Origin of the sequence: Azovibrio sp. (assembly GCF_049658005.1) — a bacterium.
GTDB lineage: Bacteria > Pseudomonadota > Gammaproteobacteria > Burkholderiales > Rhodocyclaceae > Azovibrio.
The window spans coordinates 1-8,073 of sequence record NZ_JBASOH010000034.1 but is presented as its reverse complement, the minus strand read 5'-3'; the positions used below and the strand labels follow the sequence as shown (position 1 = coordinate 8,073).

At 68.4% G+C, this 8,073-nt stretch carries 6 protein-coding genes; all 6 read left to right on the top strand.

The window, feature by feature from the left end:
* Positions 1-93: 93 nt before the first annotated feature.
* The gene (locus WBH99_RS03310; protein WP_424218690.1) at positions 94-1,752 is read left to right on the top strand and encodes a phosphoethanolamine transferase; all 1,659 of its coding nucleotides are present in this window, start codon (positions 94-96) and stop codon (positions 1,750-1,752) included.
* On the top strand, positions 1,740-2,549 hold the full coding sequence (locus tag WBH99_RS03305) for a phosphatase PAP2 family protein (RefSeq protein ID WP_424218689.1): 810 nt from the start codon (positions 1,740-1,742) through the stop codon (positions 2,547-2,549). Before WBH99_RS03310 ends, WBH99_RS03305 begins: the two co-directional genes overlap by 13 nt.
* A gap of 36 nt (positions 2,550-2,585) precedes the next feature.
* Positions 2,586-3,680: an efflux RND transporter periplasmic adaptor subunit gene (locus WBH99_RS03300; RefSeq protein WP_424218688.1), complete on the top strand. Its 1,095-nt coding sequence runs from the start codon at positions 2,586-2,588 to the stop codon at positions 3,678-3,680.
* On the top strand, positions 3,680-6,766 hold the full coding sequence (locus WBH99_RS03295; RefSeq protein WP_424218687.1) for an efflux RND transporter permease subunit: 3,087 nt from the start codon (positions 3,680-3,682) through the stop codon (positions 6,764-6,766). Before WBH99_RS03300 ends, WBH99_RS03295 begins: the two co-directional genes overlap by 1 nt.
* Positions 6,759-7,088, top strand: a complete 330-nt coding sequence (locus WBH99_RS03290; protein ID WP_424218686.1) for a DUF3240 family protein — start codon at positions 6,759-6,761, stop codon at positions 7,086-7,088. Before WBH99_RS03295 ends, WBH99_RS03290 begins: the two co-directional genes overlap by 8 nt.
* Positions 7,085-8,073 (top strand): TolC family protein (locus WBH99_RS03285; RefSeq protein WP_424218685.1); only part of this gene is annotated, 989 nt, incomplete at its 3' end. The genes WBH99_RS03290 and WBH99_RS03285, both read left to right, overlap by 4 nt.

The window sequence follows — 8,073 nt, the reverse complement described above, 5'->3', positions numbered from 1 at the left end:
GCCCTGTTCTGGGTGGATTTCGGCCCCGATCTCACGATTTCTTCACAAATTCCTCACTAAAGCCTCACACCCGCCCCGCCACACTGCCGCACCATGAACGAATCCAAGCTTGCCGTCACCGCCGCCCGCCTGCCCCGCTTCGCCTGGAGCCAGGAAACCCTGCTCCTCATCGCCAGCCTGTGGTTTACCCTGGCCGGCAACGGCGTCTTCTGGCAGGCCGCCCTGCACGGGCGCGACCCGGCCAGCCTTGCCACCTGGCGCTTCCTGGCAGGCACCGGCCTGCTGATCACCGCCTTGCACTTCGGCCTGGCCGCCCTCCCCGCCTTCCGCCGCAGCATCAAACCCTTGCTGGTCCTGCTCCTGGCCCTGGCCGCCAGCGCCGGCTTTTACATGCAGAAGTTCGGCATCTATGTCGATCCGGACATGCTCAGAAACGTGCTGCGCACCGACCCGGCCGAGGCCCGGGAATTGTTGACCCTCGACCTGCTGCCCCATCTCGCCCTCTACCTCGCCCTGCCCCTGTTGTTTCTCAGCCGCGTGGACATCCGCCCCCGCCGCCTCGGCAAGGCCCTGCTGGTGCGGGGCCTGAGCCTTGCGGCCGCCCTCGTCCTCGGCGTGGCCGGCCTCGCCCTGGCCTACCAGGATCTGGCCGCCCTGATGCGCAATCAAAAGGAAGTGCGCTACCTGATCACCCCCGGCAACGTGGTGTATTCCCTGGCCCGGGCCTTGAGCCAGGATGCCCAGGCCAGCCCGGCGGTAAAAAAGACGATCGCCCCCGATGCCGCGCCCGGAGCCGCCTGGGCCAGGCGCGACAAACCCGTGCTGTTCGTGCTGGTAGTGGGGGAAACCGCGCGCGCCGCCAACTGGGGCCCGCATCCGGGGCCGGACGGCAAGCTGCGCGACACGACGCCGGAGACCGCCGCCCAGGACGTGATCGGTTTTACGGACGTCTCCAGTTGCGGCACCAATACCGAAGTCTCGCTGCCTTGCATGTTCTCCCTGCAGGGCCGGCGGCACTATGACGAGGCGGACATCCGCGGTAGCGAATCCCTCTTGCAGGTGCTGGCCCGGGCCGGCTTCCGGGTGATCTGGCGCGACAACCAGTCCGGCTGCAAGGGCGTCTGCGCCGGCCTCGAACTGCAGCGCCCCGAGCCGCGCCCGGCGCTCTGCGACGGGGAGCGCTGCCTGGACGAGATCCTGCTCGACGGCATCCCCCGCCTGGCCGCCGACCAGCACGGCAATCTGGTGCTCGTCCTGCATCAGCTGGGCAATCACGGGCCGGCCTACTACAAGCGCTATCCGGAAGCCTTCCGGCGCTTCGGCCCGGGCTGCGACACGGCCGACCTGAGCCAGTGCAGCCAGGCCCAGATCGGCAACAGCTACGACAACGCCCTGCTTTACACCGACCACTTCCTGGCCCGGACCATCGACCTCCTGAAGGCGCAGGAAGCGCGCTACGACACGGCCCTGCTGTATGTCTCCGACCACGGCGAATCGCTCGGCGAAAACGGGCTCTACCTGCACGGCATGCCCTATGCCATCGCGCCGCGGGAGCAGACCCGGGTGCCGATGCTGATGTGGTTTTCCCGCGGCTACGCAAAAAGTTTCGGGCTCGATACCGCCTGCCTGCGCCGCGAGGCCACCAAGCCCGCCAGCCACGACAACCTGTTCCATACCCTCCTTGGCCTTTTGGATGTCAGCACCCAGGCCCGGGATCCCCGGCTCGACCTGTCCGCCCCATGCCGCAGCTAGCGTCACATCGGCCCGCTTCCTGGCGCTGGCCCGCCGCCCAGGCGCTGCTGCTGCTCATCGGCGCCGCCGTGCTGTTCCTGGTCTCCGAGCACACCCGCCTCGACCTGGAAATCGCCCGCCGCCTCTACGACCCGGAACTGGGCCGCTTTCCGCTCCGCCACCAATGGCTGCTCGACACCGTGCTATACCACGGCATGAAACAGGCTTCCTCCGTGGCCGTGGCCGGGGCCCTTTATTTCTGCTACCTGGGCTGGAAGGGCGAACTCGCCTGGCTGCCGCGCCGCAATGCCGTGCTGGCCGCCCTGGGCATGCTGCTGATCCCCCTCGGCACCACCTTGCTGAAGGGCCTCACCCACCGTTACTGCCCCTGGGATCTGGCGGACTTCGGCGGCTTCGCCCCCTATCTGCCGCTCTTTGCGGCGGCGCCGGAAGGCATCAAGGCGGGCGAATGTTTTCCCGCCGGGCACGCTTCGGCGGGCTACCTCTGGATCGTCTGGGGCATCGCCCTGCGCCCGGCCGGGGCTCGCCTGGCGCGCCTCGGCCTCCTGGCGGGGCTCGGCCTGGGCAGCCTGATGGGCCTGGCGCGCATGATCCAGGGCGCCCATTTTCTTTCCCACACCCTCTGGTCGCTGTGGTTCGCCTGGGCACTCAGCCTTGGCCTGGCCATCCTGCTCAAGGCCGAGTTGGGTCTGGGCCGCCTGGCGCCGCAACGACTCCAGCCGCCCACCCCGGCCGGAACCGGGCGGCCCGCCTGCCGCCAACCGCTGTTCAGGCCCGGTTCAGACAGCGTGAATTAAGGTAGCCACCATTTTGCTCACGGACATTCTCATCCCATGCCCCTTCACCTCCCGATGCCACGTCAGGCACTCTGCCTGCTGCTCCCGCTCTGGCTCACCGCCGTTTGCGTCCAGGCTGCTGAAACCGGCCCGCTGAGCGGACGCCAGATCCTTTCCCTGGGCATCCAGACCCAGGTCCTGAATGCCCAGGCCGACGCCCGGCTCCAGCATCTGCCGGGCCGGGTCGAAGTCCCCGCCGGCCAGTTGCAGGTGCTGGTCGCCCCCCTGGAGGGCACCTTGCAGGAACTGCTGGTCGCGCCGGGAGCGGCGGTCAAGAAGGGGCAGGTGGTGGCCCGCCTGGTCAGCCCCGGCGCCCTGGAACTGCAACGCCAGCACGGCGAAGCCAGTGCCCGGGCGGCGCAGACCGGAGCGGCGTTAAAGCGCGACGAACAGCTGTTCAAGGAAGGCATCATCCCCGCCGGCCGCCTGGAAAATACCCGGGCGAGCGCCATTGAATCCAGTGCCCAGCTGGCGCAAAGCCGCCAGGCCCTGAGCCTGGCCGGAGGCAAGCCGGGACAGATCGCGCCGCTGCTGGAACTGCGGGCGGGCATGGACGGCATCCTGCTCGACCAACTGGCCCAGGCCGGAGACCGCCTGCCCGCCGCCACCCCGATTGCCCGCATCGGCAAGCTCAGCCCGCTCTGGATCACCCTGCAGGTGCCGCCCGCCGTGGCCGCCCAGGTCAAGGTCGGCGACCCGGTGAGCCTGCCTCTCCTGGGGCTGGAGGGCAAGCTGCTGGCCATAAGCCGCAGCGTGGACCCGATGAGCCAGAATGCCACCTTGCGCGCCCAGGTGGATCAGGGCAGTGCGCGGCTCAGCCCGGGCCAGGCCGTGGAAGTGGAAATCCACGTCAGCGGCCAGGCCGGGCTCGCCCTCCCCAGCCGCGCCCTGGTGCGCCATGGGGGACAGTTGCTGGCCTTTGTCCAGCAGGGCAAGGGCGATTCGGTCCGCTTCGTGGCCCGCCCGGTGAAGGTGCTCTCCCAGCTCGGGGATACCGTGATGGTGGAAGGGCTCGCCCCCGGTGAGCGGGTGGCCGTCCAGGGCGTGGCCAGCCTCAAGGCCATGCTGCTTGGCGCGGCGGAGGGCAAGTAATGCTGGTGCGCCTGATCCGCTTTTCCCTGACCCAGCGCCTCCTGGTGCTGGTGCTCACCTTGATGCTCGCAGGACTCGGGATACAGGCTTTTCTGCAGCTTCCCATCGACGCCTTTCCCGATGTTTCCACCTCTCAGGTCAAGATCATCCTCAAGGCCCCCGGCATGACCCCGGAAGAAGTGGAAGCCCGCATCGTCACTCCGGTCGAGCAGGAAATGCTGGGCATTCCCCGGCAGCGCCTGTTGCGCTCCACCTCCAAATACGCCATCACCGACATCACCATCGACTTCGAGGATGGCACCGACATCTACTGGGCTCGCCAGCAGGTGGGCGAGCGCCTGTCCGGCGTCATGGGCAGCCTGCCGCCCGGCATCAGCGGCGGCCTGGCCCCGATCACCACCCCGCTCGGGGAAATGTTCATGTTCACCATCGAAGGAGACCTGCCGCTCGATGAAAAGCGCAGCCTGCTGGAATGGGTGATCCGCCCGCAGCTACGCACCGTGCCCGGCGTGGCCGATGTCAATAGCCTGGGCGGCTATGTAAAGACCTTCGAAGTCGTGCCCGACACCACGGCCCTGGCGGCCCGGGGCCTGTCCCTGGCGCAGCTGCGCGAAGCCCTGGCCCGCAACAACCGCAACGACGGGGCCGGGCGCCTCAACGACGGGGAGGAATCCCTGCTGGTACGCACCGAGGGCGCCATCCGCACCCTGGAGGACGTCGCCGCCATCGTGGTCCAGAGCGGCCCCGGCGGCGTCGCCCGGGTGGGGGACGTGGCTGCCGTGCGGTATGGCTACCTGAGCCGCTATGGCGCCGTGACCAAGAGTGGCGGGGGCGAGGCGGTGCAGGGCCTGGTGCTCGGTCTCCGGGGCGCCAATGCGCGGGCCGTGGTGGCCGGCGTCAAGGCGCGGCTGGACGAAATCGCGCCCGCCCTGCCGCCGGGCATCAGCATCGTGCCCTTCTACGACCGCAGTTCCCTGGTGGACCGGGCCGTGCAGACCGTCTCCAAGGCCTTGCTCGAAGCGATCGTGCTGGTGCTGATCCTGCTGCTGGCCTTCCTCGGCAACCTGCGCGCTGCCGTGGTGGTCGCCCTGATGCTGCCCCTCTCGGCCCTGGCGACCTTCATCCTGATGGACCGTTTCGGGCTCTCGGCCAATCTCATGAGCCTGGGCGGCCTGGCCATCGCCATCGGGATGCTGGTGGATGCGGCGGTGGTGGTGGTCGAAAACGTGGAAACCGAACTGGCCCACGCCCCGGACAACCTGCCCACCCTGCACCTGATCTACCGGGCCGCCCGGGAGGTGGCCGCCCCGGTGGCCTCCGGCATTTTCATCATCATCATCGTCTTTTTGCCGCTGCTTTCGCTGCAGGGGCTGGAAGGCAAGATGTTCGGCCCGGTGGCGCTCACCATCGTGTTCGCGCTCTCCGCCTCGCTCCTTCTCTCCCTGACCACCGTGCCCGTGCTGGCCTCGTGGCTGATGCAGCGCGGGGCCCATCAGGAGCCCTGGCTGGTACGCCGGATGAATGGCATTTACGACCGGCTGCTGTCCTGGGCCCTGGCCCACACCCGGACCATGATCGTGGGCGCCCTGGTCAGCCTGGTCGCGGCCGCAGGGGCCTATACCCTGCTCGGCAAGAGCTTCATGCCCACCATGGATGAAGGGGACCTGATCATGCAGCTGGAAAAGCTGCCCTCCATCACCCTGGAGCAGAGCCTGGCCCTGGATGGCCGCATTCAACGCGCCATCATGGAAGGGGTGCCGGAGGTGAAGGCGATCGTGGCCCGCACCGGCGCCGATGAACTGGGCCTCGACCCGATGGGCCTGAATCAGACCGACACCTTCTTGGTCCTCAAGCCCAGGAACGAATGGCGCACCCCGGACCCGGACTGGCTCACCGATCAGCTGCGCCAGGTGATGGCCGACTTTCCCGGCATCGGCTTTTCCTTCACCCAACCGATCGACATGCGCGTTTCCGAAATGCTGACCGGGGTGCGCGGCGATCTGGCGGTCAAGATTTACGGCCCGGACCTGAACACCCTCAACCGGCTCGCCGGGCAGATCGAGACCAGCATCAAGGGCATCCAGGGCGCCGAAGACACTTTCACCATCAAGAACGAAGGCGTCCAGTACCTGCAGATCCGCGTGGACCGGCTCGCGGCCGGGCGCTTCGGCCTCAATGTCGAAGAAGTGGAGGACACCCTGAAGGGCCTGCTGGAAGGCCAGATCGTCGGCACCGTGATCGAATCCGGACGGCGCCTGTCCCTGCTCATCAAGGGCTCGGTCGATCTGCGCGACAGTCCCTCGGCCTTCACCGGGCTCCGCATCGCCGCGCCGGACGGCCAGAGCATTCCCCTCACCAGCATCGCCCGCATCGAGCGGGTAGACGGCCCGGTCAAGGTCGACCGGGAAAACGCCCAGCGCTTCGTGGTGGTCCAGTCCAATGTGCGCGGCCGCGACCTGGTCGGCTTTGTCGAGGACGCCCGCAAGGCGGTCGAAACCGGCATCCAGCTCCCGCCCGGCTATCGGGTCGCCTGGGGCGGCCAGTTCGAAAACCAGCAGCGCGCCGCCGCCCGGCTGGCGATCGTGGTGCCGATGGCCCTGGCGCTGATCTTCTTCCTGCTCTTTTCCACCTTCCGCTCGGTGCGCCAGGCGGTGCTGGTGCTCTCCAACATTCCCTTTGCCCTGGTGGGTGGCGTGTTCTCGCTGCTGCTGTCCGGCGAATACCTGTCCGTCCCCGCTTCCGTCGGCTTCATCGCCCTGCTCGGTATCGCCGTCCTGAACGGCGTGGTGATGGTGAGCTACTTCAACCAGCTGCTGGCCACCGGCCTATCCATCGACCAGGTGGTGGTGGAAGGCGCCAAACGTCGCCTGCGGCCGGTGCTGATGACCGCCAGCATCGCCGCCCTGGGCCTCGTGCCGCTGCTGTTTGCCAGTGGCCCCGGTTCGGAAGTGCAAAGGCCGCTCGCCATCGTCGTGATCGGCGGCCTCGTGACCTCCACCCTGCTGACGCTGCTGATCCTGCCGATCCTGTACCGCCGTTTCGGCCAGCGGCCCCCCACTCCTTTTCGCGAGGCCCCTCATGCCTGAATCCCCCCTGCCGGAATCCGCCATGCTGCTCACCCTGATCGTGCCCCATGAGCTCGAAGAAGCGGTTGCCGATGCCCTGCTGGCCCACCCGGACCTGACCTCCGGCTTTTCCTTGACCGAAGCGCAAGGCCACGGCAGCTCGGTCCAGCTGGTGGAAGCCGCCGAACTGGTCTGCGGCCATGTGCAACGCAAACGGCTCGATACCGTCTGCAGCAGCCAGAGCAAGGCCGATGCCATTCTGGCCCTGCTGCGCGACGCCTTCGCCGGCGCCAACCTCTACTACTGGCTGACGCCGGTCCTGGCTCACGGAAAGCTGGCATGAAGTCCTCCTTGCACCGCTTCGCCCTGCTGCTCGCCGCCCTGAGCCCCCTTTCGGCCCACGCCGACTCGGCCCTGCCCCCCGAAGCCGCGGTGCGGCAGGCCCTGCTCGAATTGCCCTCGGTCCGGGCTGGCCAGGGCGAAATTGCCCGGGGCGAAGCCTGGCAACGCCAGCTCGAAGCCGGCCCCCATGAATGGGCCGTGACCCTCGAAGGCCAGCAGCGCCGTAGCCGCGATGCCATGAGCGGGCCGGACCGCCACACCCAGGATTGGGCCGTCGGAGTGGAGCGGGCCTGGCGCCTCCCCGGCAAGGCCGCCCTGGATACGCGCCTGGGCCAGGAGCAGCGCGCCATCGCCGAAGCCGCCGCCGAAGAACGCCTGCACAACGGCGCCCGGCTATTGCTGGAGACCTGGTTTGCCTGGCTGCGGGCCCAGCAACGGCTGACCCAGATCGAAGCCGCCCGGACGACGCTGGCCAAGGAAACCCGCGCCATCCAGCGGCGCCGGGAACTCGGCGATGCCTCCGAACTGGAAACACTGCAGATCGAAGCCGCCCTCGCCCAGATGGAAGCCGAACAGCAAACCCGCGAGGCGGAACTGCACGCGACCCGGGAGCAGCTGCAACAACGCTTTCCCGGTCTGCCCCTGCCCACCCAGCTGACCCTGAGCCCGCCCCAGGCCATCGAGGGCAACCTGGAACAATGGGAACAGGAGCTTCTGACCCATGAGCCGGGCCTGCGCCTGGCGCGGCTGGAATCCTCACGCAGCCAGCTGCAGGCCCAGCGCACCGACCGGGAGCGGCTGGCCGACCCCACCGTCGGGGTCCGGCTGACCCGGGAAAAGGATGGTGAAGAGCGGCTCCTCGGCCTTTCCCTCACCATTCCCATCGGGGGGAGCGCCCGCCAGGCCGAAGCCGACCGCCGCCGGGCCGAAGCCAGCATCGCCAGCGAACAGGAAGCCCAGGCGCTGCGGGAAACCCGGGCCAGCGC